General features: G+C 63.5%; 23 protein-coding genes. 15 read left to right on the top strand and 8 right to left on the bottom strand.

What is annotated here, in order from left to right; genetic code table 11:
• Window positions 1-229: 229 nt before the first annotated feature.
• The 3 genes from JOD97_RS26385 (at window position 230) to JOD97_RS26375 (ending at window position 4,818) form a co-directional block, all read left to right on the top strand.
• Window positions 230-2,914: a DNA topoisomerase III gene (locus JOD97_RS26385; RefSeq protein ID WP_209725181.1), complete on the top strand. Its 2,685-nt coding sequence runs from the start codon at window positions 230-232 to the stop codon at window positions 2,912-2,914.
• Between the two features lie 231 nt (window positions 2,915-3,145).
• Window positions 3,146-3,454, top strand: coding sequence for a helix-turn-helix domain-containing protein (locus JOD97_RS26380; RefSeq protein WP_209725179.1), 309 nt, complete (start codon window positions 3,146-3,148; stop codon window positions 3,452-3,454).
• Window positions 3,451-4,818, top strand: coding sequence for a HipA domain-containing protein (locus JOD97_RS26375; protein WP_209725177.1), 1,368 nt, complete (start codon window positions 3,451-3,453; stop codon window positions 4,816-4,818). Before JOD97_RS26380 ends, JOD97_RS26375 begins: the two co-directional genes overlap by 4 nt.
• A gap of 214 nt (window positions 4,819-5,032) precedes the next feature.
• Here JOD97_RS26375 and JOD97_RS26370 read toward each other — a convergent pair whose 3' ends face one another.
• On the bottom strand, window positions 5,033-5,362 hold the full coding sequence (locus JOD97_RS26370) for a DHCW motif cupin fold protein (protein ID WP_209725175.1): 330 nt from the start codon (window positions 5,360-5,362) through the stop codon (window positions 5,033-5,035).
• A 237-nt stretch (window positions 5,363-5,599) separates the two neighbouring features.
• Here JOD97_RS26370 and JOD97_RS26365 point away from each other — a divergent pair, with 237 nt between their 5' ends.
• A complete protein-coding gene (locus JOD97_RS26365) occupies window positions 5,600-7,138 on the top strand; it encodes a methyl-accepting chemotaxis protein (protein ID WP_209725173.1) in 1,539 nt (512 codons plus the stop codon).
• A 96-nt stretch (window positions 7,139-7,234) separates the two neighbouring features.
• On the opposite strand, the gene JOD97_RS26360 is transcribed toward JOD97_RS26365, so the two are convergent.
• From JOD97_RS26360 to JOD97_RS26345, 4 genes are all read right to left on the bottom strand, one after another.
• The gene (locus JOD97_RS26360) at window positions 7,235-10,819 is read right to left on the bottom strand and encodes a M1 family aminopeptidase (protein ID WP_209725171.1); all 3,585 of its coding nucleotides are present in this window, start codon (window positions 10,817-10,819) and stop codon (window positions 7,235-7,237) included.
• A 9-nt stretch (window positions 10,820-10,828) separates the two neighbouring features.
• Window positions 10,829-11,722 carry an ABC transporter ATP-binding protein gene (locus tag JOD97_RS26355; protein ID WP_209725168.1) on the bottom strand — a complete coding sequence of 298 codons (894 nt, stop codon included), beginning with the start codon at window positions 11,720-11,722 and terminating at the stop codon, window positions 10,829-10,831.
• 219 nt (window positions 11,723-11,941) lie between these two features.
• On the bottom strand, window positions 11,942-13,138 hold the full coding sequence (locus JOD97_RS26350; protein WP_209725166.1) for an ABC transporter permease: 1,197 nt from the start codon (window positions 13,136-13,138) through the stop codon (window positions 11,942-11,944).
• Between the two features lie 3 nt (window positions 13,139-13,141).
• Window positions 13,142-13,921, bottom strand: a complete 780-nt coding sequence (locus JOD97_RS26345) for an ATP-binding cassette domain-containing protein (RefSeq protein WP_209725164.1) — start codon at window positions 13,919-13,921, stop codon at window positions 13,142-13,144.
• A 111-nt stretch (window positions 13,922-14,032) separates the two neighbouring features.
• Here JOD97_RS26345 and JOD97_RS26340 point away from each other — a divergent pair, with 111 nt between their 5' ends.
• Both JOD97_RS26340 and coq7 read left to right on the top strand, forming a co-directional pair.
• A complete protein-coding gene (locus JOD97_RS26340; protein ID WP_209725162.1) occupies window positions 14,033-14,467 on the top strand; it encodes a hypothetical protein in 435 nt (144 codons plus the stop codon).
• 43 nt (window positions 14,468-14,510) lie between these two features.
• Window positions 14,511-15,152: a 2-polyprenyl-3-methyl-6-methoxy-1,4-benzoquinone monooxygenase gene (gene coq7, locus JOD97_RS26335; RefSeq protein ID WP_209725160.1), complete on the top strand. Its 642-nt coding sequence runs from the start codon at window positions 14,511-14,513 to the stop codon at window positions 15,150-15,152.
• 151 nt (window positions 15,153-15,303) lie between these two features.
• Here coq7 and JOD97_RS26330 read toward each other — a convergent pair whose 3' ends face one another.
• A complete protein-coding gene (locus JOD97_RS26330; protein WP_209725158.1) occupies window positions 15,304-15,729 on the bottom strand; it encodes an OsmC family protein in 426 nt (141 codons plus the stop codon).
• A 143-nt stretch (window positions 15,730-15,872) separates the two neighbouring features.
• Here JOD97_RS26330 and JOD97_RS26325 point away from each other — a divergent pair, with 143 nt between their 5' ends.
• The 5 genes from JOD97_RS26325 to erpA all read left to right on the top strand — a co-directional run bounded on the left by JOD97_RS26325 (window position 15,873) and on the right by erpA (window position 20,853).
• Entirely contained in the window at window positions 15,873-18,059 is a 2,187-nt protein-coding gene (locus JOD97_RS26325) for an NHL repeat-containing protein (protein ID WP_209725156.1), read from the top strand.
• Window positions 18,060-18,188: 129 nt separating this feature from the next.
• Window positions 18,189-18,617 (top strand): 50S ribosomal protein L13, encoded by a 429-nt coding sequence (gene rplM / locus JOD97_RS26320; RefSeq protein ID WP_056157909.1) that lies wholly within the window; start codon window positions 18,189-18,191, stop codon window positions 18,615-18,617.
• A gap of 9 nt (window positions 18,618-18,626) precedes the next feature.
• Complete coding sequence (gene rpsI / locus JOD97_RS26315; RefSeq protein ID WP_008445137.1) at window positions 18,627-19,019, top strand: 30S ribosomal protein S9; 393 nt, start codon at window positions 18,627-18,629, stop codon at window positions 19,017-19,019.
• A 317-nt stretch (window positions 19,020-19,336) separates the two neighbouring features.
• Complete coding sequence (gene argC, locus JOD97_RS26310; RefSeq protein WP_209725154.1) at window positions 19,337-20,374, top strand: N-acetyl-gamma-glutamyl-phosphate reductase; 1,038 nt, start codon at window positions 19,337-19,339, stop codon at window positions 20,372-20,374.
• A 116-nt stretch (window positions 20,375-20,490) separates the two neighbouring features.
• Window positions 20,491-20,853 (top strand): iron-sulfur cluster insertion protein ErpA, encoded by a 363-nt coding sequence (erpA, locus tag JOD97_RS26305; RefSeq protein ID WP_008445143.1) that lies wholly within the window; start codon window positions 20,491-20,493, stop codon window positions 20,851-20,853.
• A gap of 201 nt (window positions 20,854-21,054) precedes the next feature.
• On the opposite strand, the gene JOD97_RS26300 is transcribed toward erpA, so the two are convergent.
• Complete coding sequence (locus tag JOD97_RS26300; RefSeq protein ID WP_209725152.1) at window positions 21,055-22,152, bottom strand: anhydro-N-acetylmuramic acid kinase; 1,098 nt, start codon at window positions 22,150-22,152, stop codon at window positions 21,055-21,057.
• A gap of 160 nt (window positions 22,153-22,312) precedes the next feature.
• The gene (locus JOD97_RS26295) at window positions 22,313-23,695 is read right to left on the bottom strand and encodes a M23 family metallopeptidase (RefSeq protein ID WP_209725150.1); all 1,383 of its coding nucleotides are present in this window, start codon (window positions 23,693-23,695) and stop codon (window positions 22,313-22,315) included.
• 157 nt (window positions 23,696-23,852) lie between these two features.
• Here JOD97_RS26295 and tyrS point away from each other — a divergent pair, with 157 nt between their 5' ends.
• From tyrS to JOD97_RS26275, 4 genes are read left to right on the top strand one after another with little or no spacing between them, the layout of a single operon-like run.
• Window positions 23,853-25,106 carry a tyrosine--tRNA ligase gene (tyrS, locus tag JOD97_RS26290; protein ID WP_209725148.1) on the top strand — a complete coding sequence of 418 codons (1,254 nt, stop codon included), beginning with the start codon at window positions 23,853-23,855 and terminating at the stop codon, window positions 25,104-25,106.
• Window positions 25,103-25,549, top strand: coding sequence for a D-aminoacyl-tRNA deacylase (dtd, locus tag JOD97_RS26285; RefSeq protein WP_209725146.1), 447 nt, complete (start codon window positions 25,103-25,105; stop codon window positions 25,547-25,549). Before tyrS ends, dtd begins: the two co-directional genes overlap by 4 nt.
• Window positions 25,550-25,569: 20 nt before the next feature.
• Window positions 25,570-26,241, top strand: coding sequence for a YbhB/YbcL family Raf kinase inhibitor-like protein (locus JOD97_RS26280; protein WP_209725143.1), 672 nt, complete (start codon window positions 25,570-25,572; stop codon window positions 26,239-26,241).
• Window positions 26,238-26,888, top strand: a complete 651-nt coding sequence (locus JOD97_RS26275; protein WP_209725141.1) for a histidine phosphatase family protein — start codon at window positions 26,238-26,240, stop codon at window positions 26,886-26,888. Before JOD97_RS26280 ends, JOD97_RS26275 begins: the two co-directional genes overlap by 4 nt.
• Window positions 26,889-26,929: the final 41 nt, after the last annotated feature.

The following is a 26,929-nucleotide window of genomic DNA, read 5'->3' as shown; positions in this document are numbered from 1 at the left end:
CTTGCCGGTCTTTCGTTCCAAAAAAGCAACACCTGCGCGCGCTGCCTTGGCGGCGACGCCGCGCAGTTCGCTTGCGGTGGTGCCGACAACCCGCTTATCATTTGCGCTTTGACAAGACTGTCACACTCCGGCCTTGCCATCGGCGGCGCAAAAGTGCAGACTGCGGCGCGATCCATGTATGATGCGCATGCTATACCCACCCCAAGTGTTAAAAAACGAGATACGAAATATGACGAAAACCCTCATCATCGCCGAGAAGCCTTCTGTCGCGAACGACATCGCGAAGACGCTTGGCGGCTTCACCAAGCACGATGAGTACTTTGAGTCCGACGAGTACGTGCTGTCCTCCGCCGTCGGCCACCTGCTGGAGATCGCCGTGCCGGAAGAGCACGACGTCAAGCGCGGCAAATGGAGCTTCGCGCACCTGCCGATGATCCCGCCGTACTTCGCGCTCAACCCGATCGCCAAGACCGAGGCGCGGCTCAAGGTGCTCAACAAGCTGATCAAGCGTAAAGACGTCACCACCCTCATCAACGCATGCGACGCGGGCCGCGAAGGGGAGCTGATCTTCCGTTTGATCGCCCAGAACGCCAAGGCCAAGCAACCGGTCAAGCGCCTGTGGCTGCAATCGATGACGCCCGGCGCGATCCGCGAAGGCTTCACCCACCTGCGCACCGACGAGGAAATGCTGCCGCTGGCCGACGCCGCGCGCTGCCGCTCGGAGGCGGACTGGCTGATCGGCATCAACGGCACCCGCGCGATGACCGCGTTCAACTCGAAAGAGGGCGGCTTCTACCTGACCACCGTCGGCCGGGTGCAGACGCCGACCCTGTCGATCGTGGTCGAGCGCGAAGAGAAGATCAAGAAATTCGTGCCGCGCGACTTCTGGGAAGTGCGCGCCGAGTTCGTGTGCGCGGCCGGTGTGTATGAAGGCCGCTGGCTCGACACCAAGTTCAAGAAGGACGACACCGATCCGGAGAAGCGCGCCGAGCGGCTGTGGAGCAAGGCCGCCGCCGACTCGATCGCCACCGCCTGCCGCGGCAAGCAGGGCGTGGTCACCGAGGAAGCCAAGCCGACCACGTCGATGGCGCCGGCGCTGTTCGACCTGACCAGCCTGCAGCGCGAGGCCAACTCGCGCTTCGGCTTCTCGGCCAAGAACACCTTGGGCCTGGCCCAGGCGCTGTACGAAAAGCACAAGGTGCTGACCTACCCGCGTACCGACTCGCGCCACTTGCCGGAAGACTACATGCCGACCGTGCAGCAGGCGCTGGAAGTGGTCAAGGAAAACCCGAACTACCACCAGTTCGCCAAGCAGATCCTCGACAAGGGCTGGGTCAAGCCGAACAAGCGCATCTTCGACAACACCAAGATCTCGGATCACTTCGCGATCATCCCGACCACGATCGCGCCGAAGAACCTGTCCGAGCCGGAACAGAAGCTGTACGACCTGGTCACGCGCCGCTTCATGGCCGTGTTCTTCCCGCCGGCCGAGTTCCAGGTCACCACCCGCTACACGGAAGTGTCCGGCCATCAGTTCAAAACTGAAGGCAAGGTCATGACCAACCCGGGCTGGCTGGCGATCTACGGCAAGGAAGCGTCGACCGACGACGACAAGGAAGGCAACGCCAACGGCAACCTGGTGCCGGTCGCCAAGGGCGAGAAGGTGCTCACCGACAAGGTCAACGCCAACGGCCTGGTCACCAAGCCGCCGGCGCGCTACACCGAGGCGACGTTGCTGTCGGCCATGGAAGGCGCCGGCAAGCTGGTCGAGGACGACGAGTTGCGCGACGCCATGGCCGGCAAGGGCCTGGGCACGCCGGCCACGCGCGCGGCCACCATCGAGGGCCTGCTGACCGAGCGCTACCTGCTGCGCGAAGGGCGCGAACTGATGCCGACGGCCAAGGCGTCGCAGCTGATGACGTTGCTGCGCGGGTTGGGCGTGAACGAACTGACCGCGCCGGAACTGACCGGTGAATGGGAATACAAGCTGTCGCAGATGGAAAAGGGCAAGATCTCGCGCGAGGAATTCATGCGCGAAATCGCCCAGATGACGCAGATCATCGTCAAGCGCGCCAAGGAATACGACAACGACACGATTCCGGGCGACTACACGACGTTGACGACGCCGTGCCCGAACTGCGGCAGCGTGGTCAAGGAGAACTATCGCCGTTTCGCCTGCACCAAGTGCGATTTCTCGATGAGCAAGACGCCGGGCAGCCGCCAGTTCGAGATCGAGGAAGTGGAACAGTTGCTCAAGGAACGCACGATCGGACCGCTGCAAGGGTTCCGCTCGAAGATGGGGCGTCCGTTCGCGGCCATCCTGCGCATCGTGCGCGACGAGGAGATCAAGAACTTCAAGCTGGAGTTCGACTTCGGCCAGAACGACGACTCGGAGGACGCGGAAGCGGTCGACTTCACCGGCCAGACGCCGCTGGGGCCTTGCCCGAAGTGCGCCGGCGGCGTGTATGAAATGGGTCTGGCGTATGTTTGCGAAAACAGTGTCGCCAAGCCGAAGACGTGCGACTTCCGCAGCGGCCGCATCATCTTGCAGCAGGAGATCCTGCCCGAGCAGATGGCCAAGCTGATCAACGAAGGCAAGACCGATTTGTTGCCGGGTTTTGTTTCGCAGCGCACGCGCCGTCCGTTCAAGGCCTTCCTGGTCAAGGGCAAGGACGGCAAGATCAGCTTCGAGTTCGAAGAGCGCAAAGCCAAAGCGCCCGCCAAGGGCAAAGCGGCGGCGGTAGCGGACGAAGGCGCCGATGGCGCCGCGACCGTAGCCGAAGCGGCGCCGGCCAAGAAAGCGCCGGCCAAGAAGGCCGCCGCCGCCAAGGCAGCGCCAGCGAAGAAAGCGGCGGCCAAAAAAGCGCCGGCCAAAAAGGCCGCGCCGAAGAAAGCCGCCGCCACCGCCGAGTAAGCAACTCCGGGGTCAGGTCCACCATTTCTACACGAGCGCTACCGTAGGAGGGTGGAAGGTTCAGCCCGTGTAGAAATGGTGGACCTGACCCTGGATTGGAATCGATGCGACTGCATCGATTTTCTTGTTGTGGACGCTGAATTTCTCAAAAACGATGCGATCGCATCGTTTCGTTGACTTCCGTTTGATCGCCGCTCATAATCGATGTCATTGCATCGATTGTGAGGTCTCATGCTTCTTCCTATCAAAACCCCGGCCGAACTTGGCTTGCTGATGCGCGCCACGCGCAAGCAGCAAAAGGTCCGGATCGACGACGTCGCCGGCAGCGCCGGTGTGGGGCCGGTGTTCGTGCGCGAGGTCGAACGCGGCAAGGAAACCGTCCAACTGGGCCGCGTGCTGCAAGTGTTGCAGGAGCTGGGCATCGAGCTCAAGGCCGACGTTCCCGATGATGTCATGGCCGCGCTCGAACAGCTGCGGGCGACCGGCGTCAAGCCGCTTGTCCCCCGCAAGTTTTCCATGGCGCCCAAGGACGGAAAATGAGTGCGCGCCAGCTGGAGGTCATGGTCAATCGCGATCTGGTCGGCTGGCTGCGCGAGCAAAACGATCTGTGGCAGTTCGAATATGCCGAACAGTGGCGCAGCTCCGCCGCAGGCTTCGACCTGTCGCCGGCGTTGGCGCGCGCCCGGGCGTCGCACGCCGATGGCGCGTCCAACCGTCCGGTGCAATGGTACTTCGACAATCTGCTGCCCGAGGAGGCGTTGCGGATAACGCTCGCCAAAGACGCGCAGTTGAACGCCGATGACGCCTTCGGACTGCTGGCCTATTTCGGTTCGGAGTCGGCCGGCTCGCTGGTGCTGCGCGATCCCGGCGCACCGGACCGCGCGTCGCAGCACGGCGTGCGTCCGTTGCCGCTGGCCGAGCTAAATCACCGCATACTCAACCTCGCGCAGGCGCCGCTGACCAGGGACGCGCCCAAGCGCATGTCGCTGGCCGGCGCCCAGCACAAGATGCTGGTGATCCTCGACGGCGGCGAGCTGTACGAGCCGCTGCCCGCCACGCCATCCACACAGATCCTCAAGCCCAACCATCCTGGCGGCGACTATCCGGCATCGGTGATGAACGAGTATTTCATCATGCGCCTGGCGCGGCGCGTGGGCATGAACGTGCCCGACGTGCATCGGCTGTACGCGCCGCAGCCGGTTTATCTGATCGACCGCTTCGACCGCATCGCGCCGCCAGCCTCCCGCGCCGCTGTGGCCGACAAGGTCGACCAGGTCAGGCGGCGCCATGTGATCGACACCTGTCAGCTGCTCAACAAGGCGCGCAACTTCAAATACTCGGCCGCGCATCTGGATACGCTGGTCGAGGCGATCGGCCTGTGCCGGGCCAAAGTGGCGGCGCGCTTGCAGCTGTACCGCTGGGTGGCCTTCAACATTCTGATCGGCAATGGCGACAACCATCTGAAAAACATCTCGTTCACGGTCGACGCGAACGGTATCGACGTCGCGCCGGCTTATGACATGCTGTGCACCACCGTCTACGACACGCGCGCCTTCGCCGCCGAGAACGCCAAGTGGCCGCACAGCGAACTGGCGTTCTCGCTGCCGGGCGCCAGGACCTTTGGCGATGTGCGGCGCGAGCACGTGCTGGCGGCGGCGGCCGGTCTGGGCTTGGCGCGCGGCACTGCGGCGCGGGAACTCGATCGGCTGCTGGGGGCGCTCCCGGCCGCCGCCGACAAATTGATGGTAGAGATAGAAGCCGAGATCCGGGCGCAAGCGGAGCGCTGCCCCGATCCGGGCGCCGCCGGCGCGCATATCGCCGGCGAACTGCGCCTGCTGCGCGCCATCCGGCATGTCGTGCTCAACGATATGTGCGCGCAATTGGCGCCGGCAGGGCTAGGGTGAAAGCCAGCCTGATGCCGCCAACTCCGGCCGATTTTCGTAGGGCGGATTAGGCGGAACGCCGTAATCGGCCATCTGTGAGCCGTCGATAACGCATGCATGGCCGATTACGCTGCGCTCTTAAGGCCTACCGGCAGGTAGGCCGTTTCATCGATGGGCCCCTGGGCGGTTAGCGGGCCTCGCCCGCTAATCCGCCCTACGTGATTCCGAGGGACGCTCAGTCGACGATAAACAGCTTGGCGCCCGACGGCGTCGATGAACGGTGCGGCTCGGCGTTGTCGGCGACCTGGTAGCTCATGCCGGGCGTGAGCGTGAAGGTGCGGCCGTCCTCCAGTTCCGTGTGCAGCTCGCCTTCGAGACAGAACAGGATGTGGCCTTTGACGCACCAATGGTCGGCCACGTAGCCCGGCGTGTACTCCACCATGCGCACCCGGATCGCGCCGAATTGCCGCGTGCGCCAGTAAGCGCTGCCGGTCTCGCCCGGATGCGTGGTCGCCTCAACCTGCGCCCAGTCGGTGGTGCTGAAGCCGATGTCCGTGATGCGCATATGTCTCCCGTTGCGTCTTTGATATCGGTCGATGATAGCAGTTCCACACCGGCCGTGGATTGCCATCCCGATATGTTTAACAGCTTGTTATCACCGATACCATATTTCAGCAGTAAATTAATTTCCATGATAAACTGATGGTTCTTTGGGGCAACTTACTTCTTCTGCCCGATGCGCGGTCGCGATCGCCGCGCCACTTCTTTACTTCCGATACTGCCCTGACCGGCAATTTTTACCATGAAAAATTTGAAAATCGGCACGCGCCTCGCGGCGGGCTTTGGCTTGGTGCTCGCCATGATGACGTTGATGACCGTGATCGGCATCAGCCATCTGCAAGACGTGGCCGAGGCCACCCGCGACATGATGCGCCAGCCGCTGGCCAAGGAACGCATGATCGGCGACTGGTATCGGCTGATCCACACCAGCGTGCGCCGCACGTCGGCCATCTCGAAGAGCGCCGACCCGTCGCTCGGGCCGTTCTTCGCCGAGGAGACCGCCGCCTCCACCGCCGAAGTCAACAACCTGCAAAAGACCGTCGAGCCGTTGCTCGAGACCGAACACGAAAAAACGCTGTTCGAGCAGATGAAGGCCAACCGCAAGCGCTACCTGGCCTCGCGCGACGCCATCGTCGCGCTGAAGAAGGAAGGCAAGCTGGAGGAGGCCGGCCAAGTGCTCGACCAGCGCTTCACGCCGGACGGCAAGGCGTATCTGGCGTCGCTAAGCGGCCTGCTGGACCTGCAGCGCAAGAGCATCGACGACAACGCCGCCGAGATCGAGGCGACCTACCGCCACAGCCGCCGTTTCATGATCGGCTTCGGGCTGGCGGTGCTGGCGCTGGGTGCCGTGTGCGCCTGGCGTTTGACGCGCGGCATCACCGTGCCGCTGAACCAGGCGGTGGACATCGCCGTGGCCGTCGCCAACAAGGATTTGACGTCGACCATCGCGGTCGGCAGCGCCGACGAGACGGGCCGCCTGCTGCGCGCGCTGCGCGCGATGAACGACGGCCTGCTCGGCATCGTGCACGACGTGCGCCACGGCACGGAGGGCATCGCCACCGCGTCGGGCGAGATCGCCGCCGGCAACATGGACCTGTCGGCCCGCACCGAGGAGCAAGCCTCCAGTCTGGAGGAGACGGCCGCGTCGATGGAAGAGCTGACCTCGACCGTCAGGCAGAATGCCGACAACGCGCGCCAGGCCAACCAGCTCGCGGCCAAGGCGTCGGAGGTGGCGCGGCGCGGTGGCACGGTGGTAGCCGACGTGGTCGAGACGATGGAGGGGATCAGCGGCGCGTCGCGCAAGATCGCCGACATCATCGGCGTGATCGACGGCATCGCCTTCCAGACCAACATCCTGGCTTTGAACGCGGCGGTGGAAGCGGCGCGCGCGGGCGAGCAGGGCCGCGGCTTCGCGGTGGTGGCCAGCGAGGTGCGTAACCTGGCGCAGCGCAGCGCCACGGCGGCCAAGGAAATCAAAACGCTGATCGACGACTCGCTGGCGCAGGTCGGCGCCGGCGGCGTGCTGGTCACGCAGGCGGGCATGACGATGAGCGACGTGGTCGACAGCATCCAGCGGGTCACCGACATCATGGGCGAGATCAGCTCGGCGAGCCACGAGCAGAGCGCGGGCATCGAGCAGGTCAACCAGGCGGTGATCCAGATGGACCAGGTGACGCAGCAGAACGCCGCGCTGGTGGAGCAGGCGGCGGCCGCCGCCGCGTCGCTGAACGACCAGGCCGACGACTTGCGGGCCATCGTCAGCGTCTTCAAAGTTGCCTAATAGATCCGGGGTCAGGTCCACCATTTCTACACGAGCTGTGCCGTATCAAGCGTTACGGCACAGCTCGTGTAGAAATGGTGGACCTGACCCCGGAGTTTATTGCGCTTGCAGTTCGACGTTGATCAGGTTGTCGTCGGGCTTGCGGTCGATGAGCTTGTTGTCGGGGTCGATGCCGGCCTTGGCCGGACGGCCGCCGACGATGACCGTGTAGCTGTTGTCCTTGCGCTCGACGAGCTTGCGCTCGCGGTATAGGCTGTTGCCGTCCTTGTCGTCGACGCCGATGTCGATGTAGTCCTTCAACGCCACGTCGCGCTCCTCGCCCTGGTCGCTGGCGCGCACCTTGGCCGTGCTGACGACGAAGCTGACCTCGTACCTGCCATCGCTGAGCTTGCGTGCCGTCGCCGACACCGCGTGATTTTCATACAGCACGATGTGGTTGAACAGGTCGTCGATCAGGTAGGCGTATTCCGGCGGCGTGATGCCACGCAGCGCCTCGACCAGCACCGAGACGCTCGGATACGGCCCGCCGCTGCGCCCGTGCCGCGCCAGCAACTCCTTCAGCGCGGCGTTGATCTTGCCCTCGCCCAGCACATCCTGCAGCTGGTACATCGCCAGGCTGCCCTTGCGGTACTGGATGTAGTTCTGGTTTTCGTTGTCGGCCAGCGGTAATTCCTTCTTGCGCTCCAGCGCCCGCCCGACCAGGTACTGGTACAGGTCGTAGTGCAGGAAGCGGCGCATCTTGTTGGCGCCGAAATTCTTCTTCATCACCATCAGCGCCGAGTATTCGGCCAGCGTCTCGCTCAGCACGCTGCCGCCGCGCGTGTTGCCGGGCACCAGCTGGTGGCCCCACCACTGGTGCGCCACTTCGTGCGCCGTCACGTAGAACGGGTAGTCGATGTCCTTCGGATTGTTGTCGTTGACCTTGGCGATGAAGCCGAACGATTCCGAGTACGGTATCGTGCTCGGGTACGATTGCGCGAACGTGCCGTAGCGCGGGAATTCGACGATGCGCACCAGCTTGTGCTGATACGGTCCGAAGTTGCGCGTGTAGTAATCCAGCGATTCCTTGATGCCCTTGTCCATCCGCTCGAGGTTGTATTCATGCCCCGGATGGTAGTAGATTTCGATGCCGACATCCTGCCACCAGTCGCGCTTGACCAGGTAGCGCGCCGACTGGAAGGCGTACAGGTTCAGCATCGGCTGGTCCATCTTGTAGTGGTAGTAGTGGCGCCCCTTGCTGGTCCAGTCCCTGACCAGCGTGCCCGGCGCGATGGCGACCTGGTCGGCGCTGGTGCTGACGGTGGCGTCAAAGCCGATCCAGTCGGCGTCGTTGTTGATGAAATTGTTGGCCAGGCCGCCGGCGTCGTCGCGCGGCAACATGCGTTCGCGCGCCACCAGATGGTGCTTGCGGCGGTCGCGCGCGTCGCTCAGTTCGTTTTCCTGCTGGTAGCCGATGTGCGGCAGCACGCTGTTGTTGAAGAAGGTGCCGTTGTAGACCACCGGCGTGTCCTGGCCCATGCCGAGGATGCCCTTCGGTGCGAAATCCACCTCGAACTCGAGCGCCATGCGCGCGCCCGGCGCCAGCGGCTGGACCAGCTTGTAGCTGTAAAAGCCGAGCTCGGCGTCGCGCAGGCCGGCCCGCACCGCCTGGCTGAAGCGCGCCTGGTAGCCGGTGGCGTCGGGGTCCTGATGGATGATGATGTCGGTGACCGGCAGCGTGGTCTTGTTCTGCAGCAGGTAGCGGCCCTTGACCGCGAGGCTGCGCCGCTCCGGCGTGATGGCGACGTCGAGCTTGACGTCGGTGATGCGCGGCTGCGGCAGCGCGGCGTATTTCTTGTACTTGCGCTCGTAGTCGGCGCGGTCGGCGTCCTTGTGATAGGCCGACTTGTAGCAGTTGACGATGTGCGTGTTGTAGAACAGCACCGCGCCGGCGCCGGCGAAGATCAGCGCGCCGGCCGCGATCGCCGTCAGCACCGGCCCGGTCAGCGCGTGGCGCGCCAGCCGCAGGCGCTGGCGCCAGCCGTCGTTGGTGCCGCGCGCCCAGAACAGCAGCGAGGCCACCACCATCAGCAGCGCGGCGCCGCCCCAGTAGGCCTCGAACCAGCGCTCGCGCGGCAGGTAGTGGCCGAAGCCGTTCATGGCCGAGTAGACGAAGTGCGGCATCTCGCCGTACGCCACCAGCGGCTGGTCGATGCCCAGCGATACCATCGTCACCGTGGCGACGTAGTACAGGATCATCGCGAAATAGCCCAGGTAGCGCTGGTTGATCAGCACCTGCAGCGCGATCGCCAGCACCGCCGCCAGCGCGTAGCCGGGCAGCTGGATCAGGAACAGCTGGTACAGGTACAGCCCCGGTTCCAGGACGAAATAGCCCTGGAAGATCTGGATCGCCATGCCGCACAGCATGACGACCGCCATCAGCATGGCTTGCAGGCCGATCAGCGCGAACAGCTTGGCCAGCAGCGGCAGCCAGCTGGGGATCGGCAGCGCGTCGAGCATTTGCGCCATGCGCGCCTCGCGCTCGCGCCACACCAGCTCGCCCGCGTAGAAGGTGGTGATCACCAGCATGAACAGCTGGAACGTGTCCGACACCGATTCGAGCACCAGGTAGGTGGCGGGGTAGGTGTTGGTGCCGAACATCGAGCCCATGTCCAGCGCGCTGGCGAACATCATCAGCACGCCGGCCAGCGCGATGACGAGGAAGTAGATGTTCTTGGTGGTCTCGCGCAGGTTCAGCCAGCTCATCTTGAGCAGCAGGCCGGCCAGGTTGCGCGACGCGAAGTCCGGCGTTTCCCGCGTATTGGTCGAGGTGGCCGACAGCTGGGGCGGGGTTTCGCCCTCGCCGCGGTTGCTGTTGCCGCCGGGCCCGCTGTCGATGGTGGCGATGAAGTGGAAGCGCCAGTAGCCCAGCAGCAGGCCGGCCAGCGCGAACGACGACCACAGCACGCGGTTGAGCAGGTACACGCCCTCGGGCCACACCATGCGCGTGTTGCGCTCGATGATGGGCCAATACTCGGTCAGGCGCAGCACCGCCGTGGTGCCGAACGGGTCGATCAGCGCGGCCAGCGTTTTATAGTCGAGGTCGCGCGCCAGGCCGGGGGCGACGATGTAGCCGATCAGCATGACCACGCTGCTGATGTAGACCGGCAGCATGCGCCGCGTCAGCGCCGCGAGGATGAAGAACACGGCGCCGAAGATGAAGATGTTGGGCAGGATGACCACCAGATAGGGGATCAGGTAGCCCATCACGCCGGGCAGCCCCAGCCGCTCGGGGTCGATGCCCGGCAACATGCTGCCCAGCCAGGCGCCGAGGATGATGCTGGTGAAGATCACCGCCAGGGTGAAGTAGGCGCCGAGGAAGCGGCCGAACATGTACTGGTGCTTCTTGATCGGCGCGCTGAAGAAGAAGTGCTGCATGTCGTACTCGAAATCCTGCTGCACCGAGCGGCCCATCATGGCCGCCATCACCACCACCCCGAGCGAGCCGAGCGCGCTGACGGTGAACATCAGCGAACGCGGCGAATTGATCGCCAGGCTGCCGAAGGTGACGCTGGCCTCCTTGAAGTAGCCGCCGGCGGCGGCCATCCACAGCAGCGACAGCGCCAGGAAACCGAAGAAGTAGACCCAGGTCGAGAGCAGCTTGAGGCGCTGGCGCGCTTCGAAACAGGCGATGGCGAACATGCGGCCGCCTCAGTCGCAGCTGGCGGCGGCGCGGTGGCGGCCGGCGATGGTGGCGAAGTACACGTCCTCGAGGTCGCCGATGGCCTCCTCGAAGCCGTCGCCGGGGTCGTTCTCGCTGTAGACGTGGATCAGGGTGCGCCCCGACAGCAGGCGCGACGAGATGACCGGATGGCGCAGCTGGAACGATGGCAGGTCGCGCTTGTCGATGAAGCGGGCCCAGATCTTGTCGCTGACGTCGTGGATCAATTCCTGGGTCGGGCCGCACAGCAGCAGGTGGCCCTTGTTGATGATCGCCATGTTGGCGCACAGGTCGGCGACGTCGCTGACGATGTGGGTCGACAGGATGACGGTCTTGTCCTCGCCGATGTCCGACAGCAGGTTGTGGAAGCGCACCCGCTCCTGCGGGTCGAGGCCGGCGGTGGGCTCGTCGACGATGATCAGCTTGGGGTCGCCCAGCAGCGCCTGGGCGATGCCGAAGCGCTGGCGCATGCCGCCGGAAAAGCCGCCCAGGCGCTGGTGGCGCACCTCGAACAGGTTGGTTTGCTGCAGCAGGCCGTCGACCACTTCGCGCCGGCGGTTGCGGTTGGACAAGCCCTTGAGCGTGGCGAAATGGTCGAGCAGCTCATAGGCCGTCACCTTCGGGTAGACGCCGAAGTCCTGCGGCAGGTAGCCGAGCAGGCGGCGGATCTCGTCCTTTTCGTCGAGCACGTCGATGTCGTCGAAGAACACCGAACCGGAATCGCATTCCTGCAACGTCGCCAGCGTGCGCATCAACGTCGACTTGCCGGCGCCGTTGGGGCCGAGCAAGCCGAACATCCCGGTGGGGATGGTGAGCGAAATATTGTCCAACGCCACGACGCCGTTGCCGTAGGTTTTAGACAAGTTGCTGATGCGTAATTCCATGCCGACTCCCGAATGATTCTGCCGCCGCACAACCAGCATTTCTGCACGGCCATACACTTTTCACATGATGGCATTGTATTGAAATTGTTCTGGACATGGGGCGCCATTGCGATGGGCGGCGGAAACAGCGCGCCAGAGTGCGCAAACGGCCGACCAGAACGCGGCCGCCGGCACCTTGCTTGAATAGACAACTTGCCCGATTTGGTATGCTTGTTGTCATCAATTTCTGAACAGAACTTCCTCGCGGGTGAACCACCAGCGGCACACGGCCAGCAGGGCGCCGGCGGTGACGGTGGTCGATAGCATGATCACCGACAGCATGCTGTAGTCCATGGTGCCCTTGACCAGCTCTTTCATTGCCAGGGAAACATTGGTCAGCGGCACCAGGGCCCACCTCCAGTTCAGCGCCACGCCGGGCAGCAGGGCCACCAGGGTGGGCAGGATGGTGACCATCATCAACGGCGAGATCAGGCCGGACGCCTCCTTGTAGCTTTTCGCGTACACCGAGATCGACAGCAGGATGGCGGCGAACATGGCCGCCGTCGGCACCAGCATCAGCGCCACCATCGCCAGGTCGAGCGGGCCGATCGCGCGCGCCATCTGCGCCACGTCCGCGCTCATCAGCGAAGCGCCGAACACCAGCAGCGCGCCCAGGCTGACGATCATCAGCAGCGCCGAGGTCAGGCCGACGGTGAACAGCATCAGGAACTTGGCCAGCACGATGCGGCTGCGCGAGACCGGCGCCAGCAGCAGCGTCTCCAAGGTGCCGCGCTCCTTTTCGCCGGCGCCGGTGTCGATGGCCGGATACATCGCCGAGATCAGGCACACCATCAACAGGATGTAGGGCACCAGGCCGCCGATCATGGCGCCGGTCTGCTCGCGCTTGTCGGCGGTCGAATGGTCCTCGAGCTTGAGCGGATCGAGCGCGAAGGCCAGCTGGTCCTTGTTCAGCTTGAGGTCCGACAGCGCCAGCTCGCGCAGCGCGGTGTTGTGGCCGCCGAGCACCGCCGTCACGCGCCTGCGGGTGATATCGATGGCGGAGGCGCTGTTGTAGTGCAATTGGATGACGCCTTGCTCGTGCCGCGCCAGCTGGTCTTCCAGCCCGGGCGGGATCACCAGCGCGAACTTGATGCGCTCGTCGCCGATGGCGCGCTTGATCTCGCCGGGGCCGGCCAGCGCCACCTCGCGCAAGCCTTTCTCGGCGGCGAAGCGGGCGGCCAGTTGCGGCGCATGCTCCTTGCCGAACATCGCGTACGTCATTTGCGCCTCGCTGGCTTGCTTGAACATGCTCGACGACAGCAGGCCGAAGCCGGTGAAAATCAAGGGCATCGCGATCACCGGGATGAAGACGGTGAAGAAGAACGTCTTGCGGTCGCGCGCCAGTTCCAGCAATTCCTTCAGGTAGATGGTCCACATGGCTCAGTCCCCCCGGTTGATGACGCCGACGAAGGCGTCGTACAGATCGGCGCTGCCGCCCAGCTGGCGCAGCGCGTCGACCGTGCCGTGGAAGGCGGTTTTGCCGTGGTTGATGACGCAGACCCGGTCGCACAGCTTTTCCACCTCGTGCAGATGGTGGGTGGAGAAGATCAGCGGCACGCCCAGCGCCTTGTAGCTGGCGATAAAGTCGAGCAAGACCTTGGCCGCCATCACGTCGAGGCCGGTGGTCGGCTCGTCGAGGATGACGATCTTCGGCTGGTGCACGACGGTGCGGGCGATCGAGCATTTCTGCTTCATGCCGGTGGAAAGCTGGTCGGCGCGCTTGTCGCCGTACTCGTGCATTTGCAGCAGGTCGAACAGCTCGTCGCAGCGGCGCTTCAACTGGTCGGGCCGCATGCCGTGCAGGCGGCCGAAGTACTCGACGTTTTCGCGCGCGGTCAGGCGGCCGTACAGGCCGGTGCTGCCGGACAGGAAGCCGATGTGCTGGCGCGCCACCAGCGGATTGTGCAGCAGGTCGACGCCGTTGGCGTGGATGCTGCCGGCGTCGGGCTTGAGCGCGGTCGACAGCAGGCGCAGCGTGGTGGTCTTGCCGGCGCCATTGGGGCCGAGCAGCCCCAGCACCTCGCCCGGCGCGCAGCGGAAGCTGACGTCGCGCACCGCGTGGAACCAGCCGTCGTGGTCGCGCGGATCGAGCGCCCGCGCGGCTTTTCCTTTGCGCGCAGGCAGGCGGAAGCGTTTGGCCAGACCCGTTACCTCGATCATTTTGCTGTCCTTTTATTAAAGATTTCAAGAATAACATGTAAAAATTCTGGCCTGCAAGCAAGTATGCGAGCGAATGTCTTGTTATAGTGGCGGCAGGGAGAACAGCGCAAGATGAATGCTCAGTTGCAGGAAAAAATACTGGCGGTGACCCATAGCGGCGTCGACCGCGCCGAGTGCACGGGCTTCTTCCGCGTGGCGCTGGGGCTGCATTACCTGGCCGGCCTGATGACCAAGGAGACGCTCGATTTCAAGCAGCTGGACCGCGACTTCAACCGCTTCATCTACCACACCATCGGCAAGGGCCACAGCATCACCAGCATCCTGCAATACATGAGCGGGGAGAAAGTGGTGCGGGTGGTCGAGTCCAAGCGCTTCCTCAAGGCGTTTGCCGAGCATTGCACCGATGTGCCGGTCGAGAACATCCCCTTCCTGCTGGGGCTCAATCTTGGCGTGGCCAAGGATATTTCCAAGATCGACGTGCGCGGCCCGGTGGCCGACTACATCGAGCGCCAGCGGCAACTGCGTGAAGAGACGGACGCAAATTAAAGCGCCCTTTATAATGGTGGTTTTGACGAATCCGAAATCCGCCATGGCCGCATTCCACCACACCCCACTGGACCGTTTTATTTCCGGCGCCGACAAGGCGCTGCGCGTGATCGCGGGCGTCGCCTCGGCGTCGCGGCCGACGCCGGCCCTGCGCGCCGACGATGGCCAGCTGAGCGAGGCGGAGCAGCGCCACAGCGCCGGCCTGATGCGTGTCAACCACGTGGGCGAGGTGTGCGCGCAGGCGCTGTACAACTCGCAGGGACGGTTCGCCAAGACGGAACGGATGCGCGCGCAGTTCGAGCAGGCCGGCAGGGAAGAGGAGGACCATCTGGCGTGGACCGCGCAGCGGCTGGAGGAGCTGGGTTCGCACACCAGCGTGCTCAATCCGCTGTTCTACGCGGGCGCGTATGCGTTGGGCACGGTGGCGGCGGTGCTGGGCGACGCCCGCAGCCTGGGTTTCGTGGTCGAGACCGAGCGCCAGGTGGAGGCGCATTTGGCCAGCCATCTGGATAAATTGCCGGCGCAGGACGCCAAGTCGCGCGCGATCGTCGAGCAGATGCGCATCGACGAGATCGAGCACGGCGCGGCGGCGCAGGCGCTGGGCGCGGCGCAAACGCCGGCGCCGGTGCGGGCCGTGATGTCGGTGATGGGCAAGGTCATGACCAGCACCGCGTATTACATCTGACGGCCCCACATTCGAACACGCATCAAATAAACCACGGAGACACGTAGGGCGGATTAGCGCAGCGTAATCCGCCATGCAAGCTTCGTCGGCGGCGCATGCATGGCGGATTACGGCTTCGCCTAATCCGCCCTACGTGGAACAACGTAGGACCTTATTCCACCTCAACAATCTCAAACGAATGCGTGATCTCGGCCGTCTTGCCCAGCATGATGGACGCCGAGCAGTACTTGTCGTGCGACAGCGAAATCGCGCGCTCCACCGCTTCCGGCTTCAAGCCCTTGCCGGTCACGGTGAAGTGGAAATTGATCTTGGTAAATACCTTCGGATCGACGTCGGCGCGGTCGGCCTTCAAGGTGCACTCGCAACCGCGGATATCGGCGCGGCCCCGCTTCAAAATCAACACCACGTCATACGCCGTGCAACCGCCGGTGCCCAGCAGCACCATCTCCATCGGACGCGGCGCCAGATTGTGACCGCCGCCCTCGGGCGCGCCGTCCATGTTGACCAGATGGCCGGAGCCGGTCTGGGCCAAAAAACTCATGCCCGACGGGCCGTTCCAGCTGACTTTGCATTCCATCGTTCTCTCCGTTAAAAATGGTTGTCCGTATTGTAAAGGAGTCCGGCGGCGCGTGGCTTGCATGAAGTTTTTTCTCTTGGACATCCAACGCATGGGCTTGATAATTTAATGCGACTTGTTTGATTAAAATCAAGGAGCATGCAATGACCCAAGCTATCGAATATCTGTGTTCGTACGGTGACCTGACGCAGCCGGGCAGCACCGCCCTGGGCGAGCTGAGCGACGACTTCACGTTGAATTCTCCGGTTGGCGTGCATGCCGACCGTTACGGCCGGTTGTGGGTGTGCGACACCGGCAACAGCCGCCTGCTGGTGTTCTCGGCCGACCTGTCTAGTTTGCTGCACGTGATCGAAGGCCCGGGCGAGGCCACGCCGCAGGCACCGCGCCTGCTGATGCCGTTCCATGTCTGCCCGCACCCGACCGAGCAGCTGATGTATTGCACCGACATGGGCCACGGCCGCGTGGCCGCCTTCGGCTACGACGAGCACGAGGTGTGGTTCAGCTTTGCGTTCGGCGAGGGCGGCGACGACTATCTGCCGCTGTCCGATCCGAACGGCATCACCACCGTGCGCGCACGCGACGGCGTCGACTACCTCTATATATGCGACGAGTTCTTCCACACCAAGGACGACCTGGCCAGCCGCTGCGTCAAGTTCACCCTGGAGGGCAAGTTCGTCAGCCAGTTCCGCCGCGTCGGCGGGCCCGGCCCGGGCCATGAACTGCTGTGGCCGCAGGGCATCGCCAGCGATTCCCGGGGCAATATCTACCTCGCCAACACCGGTCACTACGAAGTGCTCAAGATCAGCACCGACTGGCCCATCGTCGACGAATGCGTGCAGGCGCCGCAGGAGACGGTGATGCTGCACCAGCACGGCAAGCCGACCGGCATCGGCAAGTTCAACGTGATGCGCTCGGTGTGCGTGATCGGCGACCGCGTGTTCGTGCCCGGCCACATCGAGAACGCCATCGCCGTCTACAACCTCGAGGGCGAACTGGTGACCGTCGTCAACGGCCTGCAGCCCTTGTGGAACCACCGCATGGAGCCGGTCAGCTCGATGTCCGACCTGATCTACGGCGTGCTGGAGGACGTGGTGTTCGTCGGCCCGTACCAGGTGTGCGCGGCGCAGGAGCCGGACGTGTATTTCGTCAGCGAACCGTTCGCCTCGAGCGTCATCAAGGTGCGCATCCCGCGCATGCGGGGCGAGGAGGACGCGCTGCTGATCGCGTCGGTCGGCCACCGGCGCGACGACCAGGACCGCCTGCGCAAGACCTCGCAATTCAATTGCATGACGGCGGTGCTCGGCATCGACCCGGACCGCCGTTCGCCGCCGCAAGAGCAGGTCGGCGGCAGCTGGATCGACCAGTGGGCCACCGCCACCACGCGCGTTTATCAATATTGGTACGACCAGTTCCGCGCGCATTCGGGCATCGATCCGCTAGCGCGCATCGGCCGCGGCTCGCTGAATATCGATTCCGGCAACTGGTGCATGAAAACCTTTAATACCGACAGCGACCCGTACCACCAGATGCAGGACATGATGCGCGGCTTCTTCGTGCCGGGCGACCTGGCGATGGACGTGTACTACCCGCACACGCCGCCGCTGGGTCAGATCTGTCCGGGCACGCCGCTGATCTTCGTCACCAATTTCAATATGTGCACGGTGTCGATGTATCAATTCAGCCCGTCGGGCTTCCTGATCAACTACGGCGTGCCGTTCGGGCGCGAGGGCATCGGCGGCGACGGCACCTTGAAGGCGCCGCAGGGCATTGCCGTCAACAGCCGCGGCGAGATCTACATCGCCGATTCGCTCAACAACCGCATCTCGATGTGGCAGATCCAGCCGACCGGCTACGTGGTGTTCCGCAAGAATTTCCGCTGGCACGCGGACGAGGACTTCACCCCCTGCGACATCGCCATCGACGCCAACGACCGCTTGTTCGTCTGCGACCAGTTCAACAACTGCCTGCGCGTGTTTGACCGCGAGGGCAGGAGCTTGTGGAGCTACGGCTACCTCGGCTATTGCGACGACGTCGATGTCGACTACGAAAAATTCATGTTGCCGGCCAGCGTATGCATCGACGGCGACCGCCTGATGGTCAACGACCTGGTCAACCGCGCGCTGAAGGTGTTCCGCATCGGCGAGGACGGCTTGACCTACGAGACCGGCATTTCCGTGTTCAAGAAGTATCCGGACGCGGGCGGCGTGTGGATGCCGTACTTCATCCACGCCGCCAAGGGCCGCCTGTACGTGCCGGACACGACTTTCAATGTGGTCAATGTTTTCCGCTACGGCGAGCCGCAGCTGGCGGAAGACCAAATGGCGGCTTGACGCGGCTGGTGGTTCCCGCTTATACTTGTCGGCTTTCCGTTCGCTCAGGAAAGTAAATAAGAAGGCCGAGTCCGCTGAAGCAATGGCGGAACCACCATTTGAGCGTGTTTTACTATTTAGGAAGTCAACATGAAAACTTTTTCCGCTAAGGGCCATGAAGTCCAGCGCGATTGGTTCGTGATTGACGCGACGGACAAAGTCCTCGGACGTGTTGCCAGCGAAGTGGCACTCCGACTGCGCGGCAAACACAAGCCAGAATTTACTCCTCACGTCGATACCGGCGATTTCATCGTCATCATCAACGCAGGCAAACTGCGCGTGACCGGCACCAAAGCCACCGAGAAGACCTACTACCGTCACTCGGGCTACCCAGGCGGCATCTACGAGACCAACTTCCTGAAAATGCAACAGCGTTTCCCAGGTCGCGCTCTGGAAAAAGCAGTCAAGGGTATGTTGCCGAAGGGCCCACTGGGCTACGCAATGATCAAGAAGCTGAAAGTGTACGCTGAAGGTTCGCACCCGCACGCTGCCCAGCAACCTAAAGCACTCGAAATCTAAGGAACTGACATGATCGGTAACTACAATTACGGCACCGGCCGTCGCAAGAGTGCAGTAGCTCGTGTGTTTATCAAAGTTGGCACTGGCCAAATCATCGTTAACGGCAAGCCAGCGGCTGAGTACTTCTCGCGCGAAACCGGCCTGATGGTTATTCGTCAACCACTGGAACTGACCGGCAACGTCGAGCGTTTTGACATCAAAGTCAACGTGCACGGCGGCGGCGAGTCCGGCCAGGCAGGTGCTGTGCGTCACGGCATCACCCGCGCCCTGATCGACTACGATGCAGCGCTGAAGGGCGATCTGGCACGCGCCGGCTTCGTTACCCGCGACGCACGTGAAGTTGAGCGTAAAAAAGTTGGTCTGCGCAAAGCACGTCGCGCAAAGCAATTCTCGAAGCGTTAATTTATACGCTATGGCGCGCCGCTTGCGGTGCGCTGTCGAAAAAGCCGCCGGCCTTGCGCCGGGCGGCTTTTTTGCTATTTGGTACGGTCATACGCCGGTAGCGCATGCCTGATAAAATGGCCACTGCACTGTACGGTGACGTTACGACGGATCCACGTAGGGCGGATTAGCGCAGCGTAATCCGCCATGCATGCGCCGTCGACGGCTCGACGATGGCGGATTACGGCGTTCCGCCTAATCCGCCCTACGTGCTTCCGTGGTTTTTCGCGGGTTTCTGGCATTCTCTTATTCTGCAACACCTCATTCAAGGAACGAACATGATCAAAGTTGGCATCGTCGGCGGCACCGGTTACACCGGAGTGGAATTGCTGCGACTGTTGGCAGTCCACCCTGATGTGCAGCTGACGGCCATCACGTCGCGCAAGGAAGATGGCTTGCCGGTTGCCGACATGTTCCCTTCGCTGCGCGGCCGCGTGGACATCGCCTTCTCGTCGCCGGACAAGGCCGACCTGAGCAAGTGCGACGTGGTGTTCTTCGCCACCCCGCACGGCGTGGCCATGGCGCAGGCGCCCGAGCTGCTGAAAGCCGGCGTCAAGGTCATCGACCTGGCGGCCGACTTCCGCATCAAGGACAAGGCCGTCTTTGAAAAATGGTACAAGATCGAGCACACCTGCCCGGACCTGCTGGAGGAAGCCGCCTACGGCCTGGCCGAGCTGAACCGCGACGCCATCAAGGGCGCGCGCTTGGTCGCCAATCCGGGCTGCTATCCGACCACGATGCAGCTGGGCTACTACCCGCTGCTCAAGGCCGGCGTGATCGACGCCGGCGCGCTGATCGCCGACTGCAAATCGGGCGTCTCCGGCGCCGGCCGCAAGGCCGAGATCGGCACGTTGTTCTCGGAATCGAGCGACAACTTCAAGGCCTACGGCGTGTCGGGCCACCGCCACACGCCGGAAACCGTGGCGCAGCTGCAAAAGTTCGCCGGCGACAAGGTCGGCCTGGTCTTCACGCCGCACCTGGTGCCGATGATCCGCGGCATGCACGCGACCTTGTACGGCCGCCTGACCACGGAAGTGAGCAACGAGGAACTGCAGGCATTGTTCGAAGAGCAATACAAGGACTCGCCGTTCGTCGACGTCATGCCGTTCGGCTCGCATCCTGAAACCCGCTCGACGCGCGGTTCCAACGTGCTGCGCCTGGCGCTGCACCGTCCGGGCAACGGCAACACGGTCATCGTGCTGGTGGTGCAGGACAACCTGGTCAAGGGCGCGTCCGGCCAGGCGGTGCAGTGTATGAACCTGATGTTCGGTCTGGAGGAATCGACCGGCCTGACGCAGATCGCGCTGCTGCCGTAACGATTGCACACTCGGCGTTGATATTTCGCACCAGCGGCCCCATTTTCGAGGGGTCTGGAGCATAAACAACGCCAACGGTCTATAATGACCTAAATGTTTTCACGTAGGAGTCTGAAATGAATGCTGTCGCCGAATCGCTAGATGTAATCCCGTCGCCGATCATCTTCACCGATAGCGCCGCCGAAAAGGTTGCGCAACTGATCGAGGAAGAGGGTAATCCGGATCTGAAATTGCGTGTGTTCGTGCAAGGTGGCGGCTGTTCCGGCTTCCAGTACGGCTTCACGTTCGATGAAATCGTCAACGAAGACGACACCACGATGGTCAAGAACGGCGTTCAGCTGTTGATCGACTCGATGAGCTACCAGTACCTGGTGGGCGCCGAGATCGACTACAAGGACGACCTGGAAGGCGCGCAGTTCGTCATCAAGAACCCGACCGCGACGTCGACCTGCGGCTGCGGCTCCTCGTTCTCGGTATAAATTAGTTCCAGTTGTACAACGCGGCGGACAACTTCGGTTGTCCGCCGCTGTCGTTTACGGGCACGTTTCATCTAAACCTCGTAGGGCGGATTAGCGTAGCGTAATCCGCCAATGCCTGCGTTTCGACGGCGCATGCATTGGCGGATTACGGCGTTCCGCCTAATCCGCCCTACGTGTTTCAGAATTCATCGAGCGCGCTCGTTAGCGCGGGTAGAGGGCACCCAGCACGCGCTCGCCCTTGGCGCCCGTGACGCCCGGCAGGTTGCCGGCCAGCCGCTCGCTGAAGCGGTGCCCCAGCCAGGCGAACGCCAACGCTTCCACCCGGTTCGGCGCCACCCCCAGCGCCTGCGTCGAGGCGACCAGCACGTGGTCGCCCAGGGCCTTGCCCAGTTCGCTCATCAGCACGCTGTTGTAGGCGCCGCCGCCGCAGACGTACACCGCGTCCGCGCCGCCGCCATACGCCTCGATCGCCCGCGCCAGCGAGACCGCCGTCAGCTTGGTCAGCGTGAACTGCACATCCTCCGGCGCGGCGTCGCCATAGACCGCCAGCCGGGTGTCCAGCCATTCCAGGTGGAACAGGTCGCGGCCCGTGCTTTTCGGCGCCGGCAGCGCGAAGTAGGGTTCGTGCAGCAACTCCTGCAGCAGCTCCGGGATTTCGTTGCCACTGGCCGCCCAGGCGCCGTCGGCGTCGTATTCCTTGTCCAGGTGACGGGCGATCCAGGCGTCCATCAATACATTGCCGGGGCCGGTGTCGAAGCCGATGACGCCGCCTTTACCGTCGAGCACGCTGATGTTGGAGATGCCGCCGATGTTGGCCACCACGCGCGCTTGCCCGGGCTTGCCGAACAGCGCCTGGTGGAACGCGGGCACCAGCGGCGCGCCCTGGCCGCCGGCGGCGACGTCGCGGCTGCGGAAGTCGGCGATGACGTCGATGCCGCACAGCTCGGCCAGCAGGGCCGGATTGTTGGTCTGGCGCGTGAAGCCCAATTCGGGGCGGTGACGGATGGTCTGGCCGTGGACGGCGACGGCGCGCACCGCGTCCGGCTCGCGGCCGGCCTCGTCCAGCAGCTGTGCCACACATTGCGCGTAGAACTGCGCCAACTGGTTGGCGGCCAGTGCTTCCCGCTCGATCTCGTTGTCGCCGGCCGCTTGCAGCGCCATCAGCTCGGCGCGCAACGCCGGCGGGAAGGCGATATAGGCCGCCGCCAGCGTGGTGATGGCGTCGCCGGTGAATTGCGCCAGCGCGCCGTCCACGCCGTCCAGGCTGGTGCCGGACATCAAACCGATGTAGTGGGTCATTGTTGTTTCCTCAAGCTTAAAAAGCTATTTTGCCTGAGCTTACGTGTGCTGTCGCACGGAACAGGCGGGCCGGGCGGCGCATTATGGTCACAGGGCAAAAGATACAGACGAAAAAAAACAGGCCGATGCGGCGGCCTGTTTTGTTTGGAGCAAGTACTGTTTATTTCGCGGCGACGCGGGTGCCGGTCGAGCCGCCCGGCTGCAGCAGCGCGAAGCGGTGCGACATGTCCGACGCGTAGACCTTGAAGCGCGCCAGTTCGGCGGCCGTCAATGGCGCCTGGGCGGTGACGTTCATCTTGCTCGGGTCCTTGGCTTCGCCGCCGACGCGGAATTCATAGTGCAGGTGCGCGCCGGTCGACCAGCCGGTGGTGCCGACATAGCCGATCACGTCACCCTGGCTGACCTTGCTGCCTTTTTTGATGCCCGGGGCGAAGCGGCTCATGTGGGCGTACGCGGTCGAGTAGTTGTTCCAGTGCTTGATCGTGACGAAATTGCCGTAGCCGTTTTGGGTGCCGGCGAAATCGACCACGCCGTCGCCCGAGGCGCGGATCGGCGTGCCGGTCGGCGCCGGGAAGTCGATGCCCTTGTGGGCCTTCCATTCACCCGACACCGGATGCACGCGCATCGAGAAGCCCGACGAGATCCGCGTGAATTCCACCGGCGACTTCAGGAAGGCCTTTTTCAGCGCCTTGCCGTCGAAGCTGTAGTAGCCGCCGCCCTGGTGGGTCTGCGGGTCTTCGAACCACACCGATTGATACGTCGTGCCGCGGTTGGTGAATTCGCCAGCCAGGATGCGGCCCGCGCGAACAAATTCCCCATCCTGCCAGAACGTCTCGTACACCACGTTGAAATGGTCGCCGCGCTTCAAGTCGCCGCGGAAGTCGATGCTGGTCGAGAACATCTCGACGATTTGCTTGACGATCGTGTCCGGCAGTTTGGTGCCGTCCTCGTTCGAGTCGGTGGCCGCGAACAGGGTCGAGGTGATGGTGCGGGCATGCATCTCGACACGGCGTTCCAGCTTGGCCGGCTCTTCTTCCGCGATGAAGCGGTCGTCCTTGCGGGTGATCTTGATGTTCTTGACAGGGATGTCCTTGCCATCGACCACGACCGCGCGCAGCCATTGCAGGTTGCCTTCATCGTCGGTCTGCGCCTGGACGCGCTTGCCCGTCTTCAGCTGCATGACGCCTTTGGCGACCTTGTCTTTTTTGATGAAATTTTCGGCGGCGTCGTCCTCGACACCCAGACGCGTCAGCAGCGTCGCCAACGTGTCGCCGGCGCGGATGCGTTCTTCGTGGACGAAGTGCTCGTTGGAGGATTGCTGCTCAAGTGCGGTGATCTGGGGGCTAAGATCCGGCATCGCGACCGCTTCTTGCACGGATTTGACCGGCAGATCGGCGGCGTCGGGGGCCAGCGGCGCGACGCCGGCGGCGCCGAAAGCACAGACTGTCAAGAACAGTGCCGATGCGCTGACGATGCGCGCCTTGCGCGTTGAAGCTATCAGACTGTACAAGCGTGAGCTCGTGAATTTATGTATTTGGTTCATGCAATCAGTTAAAATTTGCCGCTTGACCTACTCAGGAACCTTTTATTTCTTCTAATTATTGTCGGGTTTCGTTTTCGTACGGCAAGATTGATGGATCGAGGATTATAACAAACTCCTGACGCTGACTACCTTTTTTTGAAAAAAACTCCCAAAATATATGACTACCCCTTCTTCCGTAGCGCCGGCCCCCTCTAAAGTACTGCCCCTGACCGACCGTGTGCAAGAGGCGCTCGCCATCACCAAACGGGGTGTCGACGAGTTGCTGATTGAAAGCGAGTTCGCCCAGAAGCTGGCGCGCTCCGAACAAAGCGGCGTGCCGCTGCGCATCAAACTGGGCCTGGACCCGACCGCGCCGGATTTGCACCTCGGTCACACCGTCGTGCTCAACAAGATGCGGCAGTTGCAAGATCTGGGCCATCAAGTCATTTTCCTCATCGGTGACTTCACCTCGATGATCGGCGATCCGTCCGGCCGCAACGTGACGCGTCCGCCGCTGACCAAGGAGCAGGTCGAGCAGAACGCCATGACTTATTTCAAGCAGGCGTCGCTGGTGCTGGACCCGTCCAAGACCGAAATCCGCTACAACTCCGAGTGGTGCGATCCATTGGGCGCGCGCGGCCTGATCAAGCTGGCCTCGCATTACACCGTCGCCCGCATGATGGAGCGTGACGATTTTAGCAAACGCTTCAAGGGTGGGACACCGATCGCGGTCCATGAGTTCCTCTATCCTTTGATGCAGGGCTATGATTCGGTCGCGTTGAAGTCCGACCTGGAGCTCGGCGGCACCGACCAGAAGTTCAACCTGCTGGTCGGCCGCGAGCTGCAGAAGGACTACGACCAGGAACCGCAGTGCATTTTGACCATGCCGCTGCTGGAAGGTCTGGACGGCGTCGACAAGATGTCCAAGTCGAAGAACAACTACATCGGCATCACCGAGCCGGGCAACACCATGTTCGCCAAGATCATGAGCATTTCCGACGTGATGATGTGGAAATACTATGAGTTGCTGTCGTTCCGCTCGATCGCCGACGTCGCCGCGCTCAAGGCAGCGATCGACGGCGGCGCCAATCCGCGCGACGCCAAGGTGGCGCTGGCGCAGGAAATCGTCGCGCGCTTCCACTCGCAGGCGGCGGCCGAGGAGGCGCTCAACGACTTCGTCAACCGCTCCAAGGGCGGTATTCCGGACGACGTGCCGGAAGTGGCGCTGGCCGGCGCCCCGCTGGGCATTCCGCAGTTGCTGAAGATGGCCGGCCTGTGCCCGTCTACCTCCGAGGCGATGCGCATGGTCGACCAGGGCGGCGTGCGCCTGGACGGCACCGTCGTCAGCGACAAGGCCGTCAAGATCGAGGCCGGCACCTTCGTGCTGCAAGTGGGCAAGCGCAAGTTCGCGCGCGTCACCTTGTCCGCATGATCGCGCTGCTGCAACGGGTCAGCGACGCCAAAGTGGTGGTCGACGGCGCCACCATCGGCGCCATCGGGGCGGGGCTGATGGTGCTGGTGTGCGCCGAACGCAACGACACCGAGAAGGACGCCGACGCGCTGCTGACCAAAATGCTCGGCTACCGCGTGTTTTCCGACGACGCCGGCAAGATGAACCGCAGCGTCGCCGACGTTGCCGGCGGCTTGCTGCTGGTGCCGCAGTTCACGCTGGCGGCCGACACCAAGTCCGGCACCCGGCCGTCGTTCACGCCCGCCGCCGCGCCGGCCGATGGATTGCGCCTGTTTAATTATTTTGTCGAGCAGGCGCGCTTGAGGCACACTGTGGTGCAAACGGGCCAGTTTGGTGCGGACATGAAAGTCACGCTGACCAACGACGGACCTGTAACGTTTTGGCTGCAGACCAACTCTAAATAAAAACAGCCGGGAGACCAGAGATGAAACTGTCGAGTGAGAGCTTTCGCGACGGCGCGGCCATTCCGCCCGCCTGCGCCTTTGCCGCCATCGCCGGCGACGGCCAGGTGGCGCTGTCCGCCAACCGCAACCCGCATCTGAGCTGGAGCGACGTGCCGGCCGGCACCGAGTCGCTGGTGTTGCTGTGCATCGACGGCGACGTGCCGCGGGATGCCACCGATGTCAACCGCGCCGGCGCCAGCCTGCCGGCGAGCATGCCGCGCGACGATTTTTTCCATTGGAGCCTGATCGACATCCCGGTCGCGCGGCACGACATCGCCGAGGGCGCCCTGTCCGACGGCGTGGTCGCGCGCGGCAAGCCGGGGCCGGAGGTCACGCTCGACGGCGCCACCTTGCGCCAGGGCGTCAACGATTACACCGCCTGGTTTGCCACCGACCCGGCGATGGCCGGCGACTATTACGGGTATGATGGCCCCTGTCCGCCGTGGAACGACGAGCGCGTCCACCATTATATTTTCCGCATCTACGCGCTCGACGTGCCGCGCCTGGCGTTGGAAGGGCGCTTCACCTGCGTGGACGTGCTCAACGCCATCCATGGCCACATCGTCGACGAGGCGCAATTGATCGGCACCTACACCCTGAATCCCGCCCTGGCCGCCGCGCCGGCCCGCAAGACACGAAAAAAGACCGCATGAACACCACTACTATTTTGCTGATCCGCCATGGCGAGACGGCCTGGAACGCCGTGCGCCGCCTGCAGGGTCATATCGATATTCCACTGAACGCCGAGGGCGAGCGCCAGGCCGGCGCGCTGGCGCGGGCGCTGGCGGCCGAGCCCGTCGACGTCATCGTCTCGAGTGACCTGATGCGCGCGCGCCAGACGGCCGAGGCCGTGGCCGCGCAACGCGGCGGCGCCACGGTCCAGACCGACGCCAACCTGCGCGAACGCTGCTATGGCGTCTTCGAGGGCATGTTGTACACCGAGGTCGAGCGCCAATACCCGGTCGACTTCGCGCTGTGGCAGGCGCGCGATATCGATGCCGTGATGCCGCCCGGCGAGCGCGTGGCCGAGAGCTTCCGCCAGTTTTACGCGCGCGCCACGTCGGCCATCGCCGAGTGGGCCGAGCGTCATCCGGGCAAAATCATCGCCATGGTCGCCCACGGCGGCGTGCTGGAGTGCGCCTATCGCGAGGCGGTCGGCATGCAGCTCGACAGCCCGCGCGATTTCCAGGTCAAGAACGCCAGCATCAACCGTTTTACGTTTTCTGACGGTAAGTTAGCGCTAACTAGCTGGGGCGGGGTGGAGCACCTCAGCCTGGCCGCGATGGACGATGTGATCTGATCGTTCATAACGTCCAGACTGCACATTTGCCGATTTCATAA

Source organism: Duganella sp. 1411, assembly GCF_017833525.1.
GTDB lineage: Bacteria > Pseudomonadota > Gammaproteobacteria > Burkholderiales > Burkholderiaceae_D > Rugamonas.
Note: the sequence above shows the minus strand (reverse complement) of the source record. Positions and strands in the feature narration are given on the sequence as shown.

Bases quoted from the DNA above. Each gene is read 5' to 3' on its own strand.
- JOD97_RS26380 (WP_209725179.1), top strand. From the start codon at position 3,146: ATGCTTCTTCCTATCAAAACCCCGGCCGAACTTGGCTTGCTGATGCGC.
- erpA (WP_008445143.1), top strand. From the start codon at position 20,491: ATGAATGCTGTCGCCGAATCGCTAGATGTAATCCCGTCGCCGATCATC.
- JOD97_RS26295 (WP_209725150.1), bottom strand. From the start codon at position 23,695: ATGAACCAAATACATAAATTCACGAGCTCACGCTTGTACAGTCTGATA.
- argC (WP_209725154.1), top strand. From the start codon at position 19,337: ATGATCAAAGTTGGCATCGTCGGCGGCACCGGTTACACCGGAGTGGAA.
- JOD97_RS26300 (WP_209725152.1), bottom strand. From the start codon at position 22,152: ATGACCCACTACATCGGTTTGATGTCCGGCACCAGCCTGGACGGCGTG.
- JOD97_RS26360 (WP_209725171.1), bottom strand. From the start codon at position 10,819: ATGTTCGCCATCGCCTGTTTCGAAGCGCGCCAGCGCCTCAAGCTGCTC.
- JOD97_RS26345 (WP_209725164.1), bottom strand. From the start codon at position 13,921: ATGATCGAGGTAACGGGTCTGGCCAAACGCTTCCGCCTGCCTGCGCGC.
- JOD97_RS26385 (WP_209725181.1), top strand. From the start codon at position 230: ATGACGAAAACCCTCATCATCGCCGAGAAGCCTTCTGTCGCGAACGAC.
- JOD97_RS26375 (WP_209725177.1), top strand. From the start codon at position 3,451: ATGAGTGCGCGCCAGCTGGAGGTCATGGTCAATCGCGATCTGGTCGGC.
- JOD97_RS26280 (WP_209725143.1), top strand. From the start codon at position 25,570: ATGAAACTGTCGAGTGAGAGCTTTCGCGACGGCGCGGCCATTCCGCCC.
- rpsI (WP_008445137.1), top strand. From the start codon at position 18,627: ATGATCGGTAACTACAATTACGGCACCGGCCGTCGCAAGAGTGCAGTA.
- JOD97_RS26350 (WP_209725166.1), bottom strand. From the start codon at position 13,138: ATGTGGACCATCTACCTGAAGGAATTGCTGGAACTGGCGCGCGACCGC.
- JOD97_RS26355 (WP_209725168.1), bottom strand. From the start codon at position 11,722: ATGGAATTACGCATCAGCAACTTGTCTAAAACCTACGGCAACGGCGTC.
- rplM (WP_056157909.1), top strand. From the start codon at position 18,189: ATGAAAACTTTTTCCGCTAAGGGCCATGAAGTCCAGCGCGATTGGTTC.
- JOD97_RS26325 (WP_209725156.1), top strand. From the start codon at position 15,873: ATGACCCAAGCTATCGAATATCTGTGTTCGTACGGTGACCTGACGCAG.
- JOD97_RS26330 (WP_209725158.1), bottom strand. From the start codon at position 15,729: ATGGAATGCAAAGTCAGCTGGAACGGCCCGTCGGGCATGAGTTTTTTG.
- dtd (WP_209725146.1), top strand. From the start codon at position 25,103: ATGATCGCGCTGCTGCAACGGGTCAGCGACGCCAAAGTGGTGGTCGAC.
- coq7 (WP_209725160.1), top strand. From the start codon at position 14,511: ATGGCCGCATTCCACCACACCCCACTGGACCGTTTTATTTCCGGCGCC.
- JOD97_RS26340 (WP_209725162.1), top strand. From the start codon at position 14,033: ATGAATGCTCAGTTGCAGGAAAAAATACTGGCGGTGACCCATAGCGGC.
- JOD97_RS26365 (WP_209725173.1), top strand. From the start codon at position 5,600: ATGAAAAATTTGAAAATCGGCACGCGCCTCGCGGCGGGCTTTGGCTTG.
- JOD97_RS26275 (WP_209725141.1), top strand. From the start codon at position 26,238: ATGAACACCACTACTATTTTGCTGATCCGCCATGGCGAGACGGCCTGG.
- tyrS (WP_209725148.1), top strand. From the start codon at position 23,853: ATGACTACCCCTTCTTCCGTAGCGCCGGCCCCCTCTAAAGTACTGCCC.
- JOD97_RS26370 (WP_209725175.1), bottom strand. From the start codon at position 5,362: ATGCGCATCACGGACATCGGCTTCAGCACCACCGACTGGGCGCAGGTT.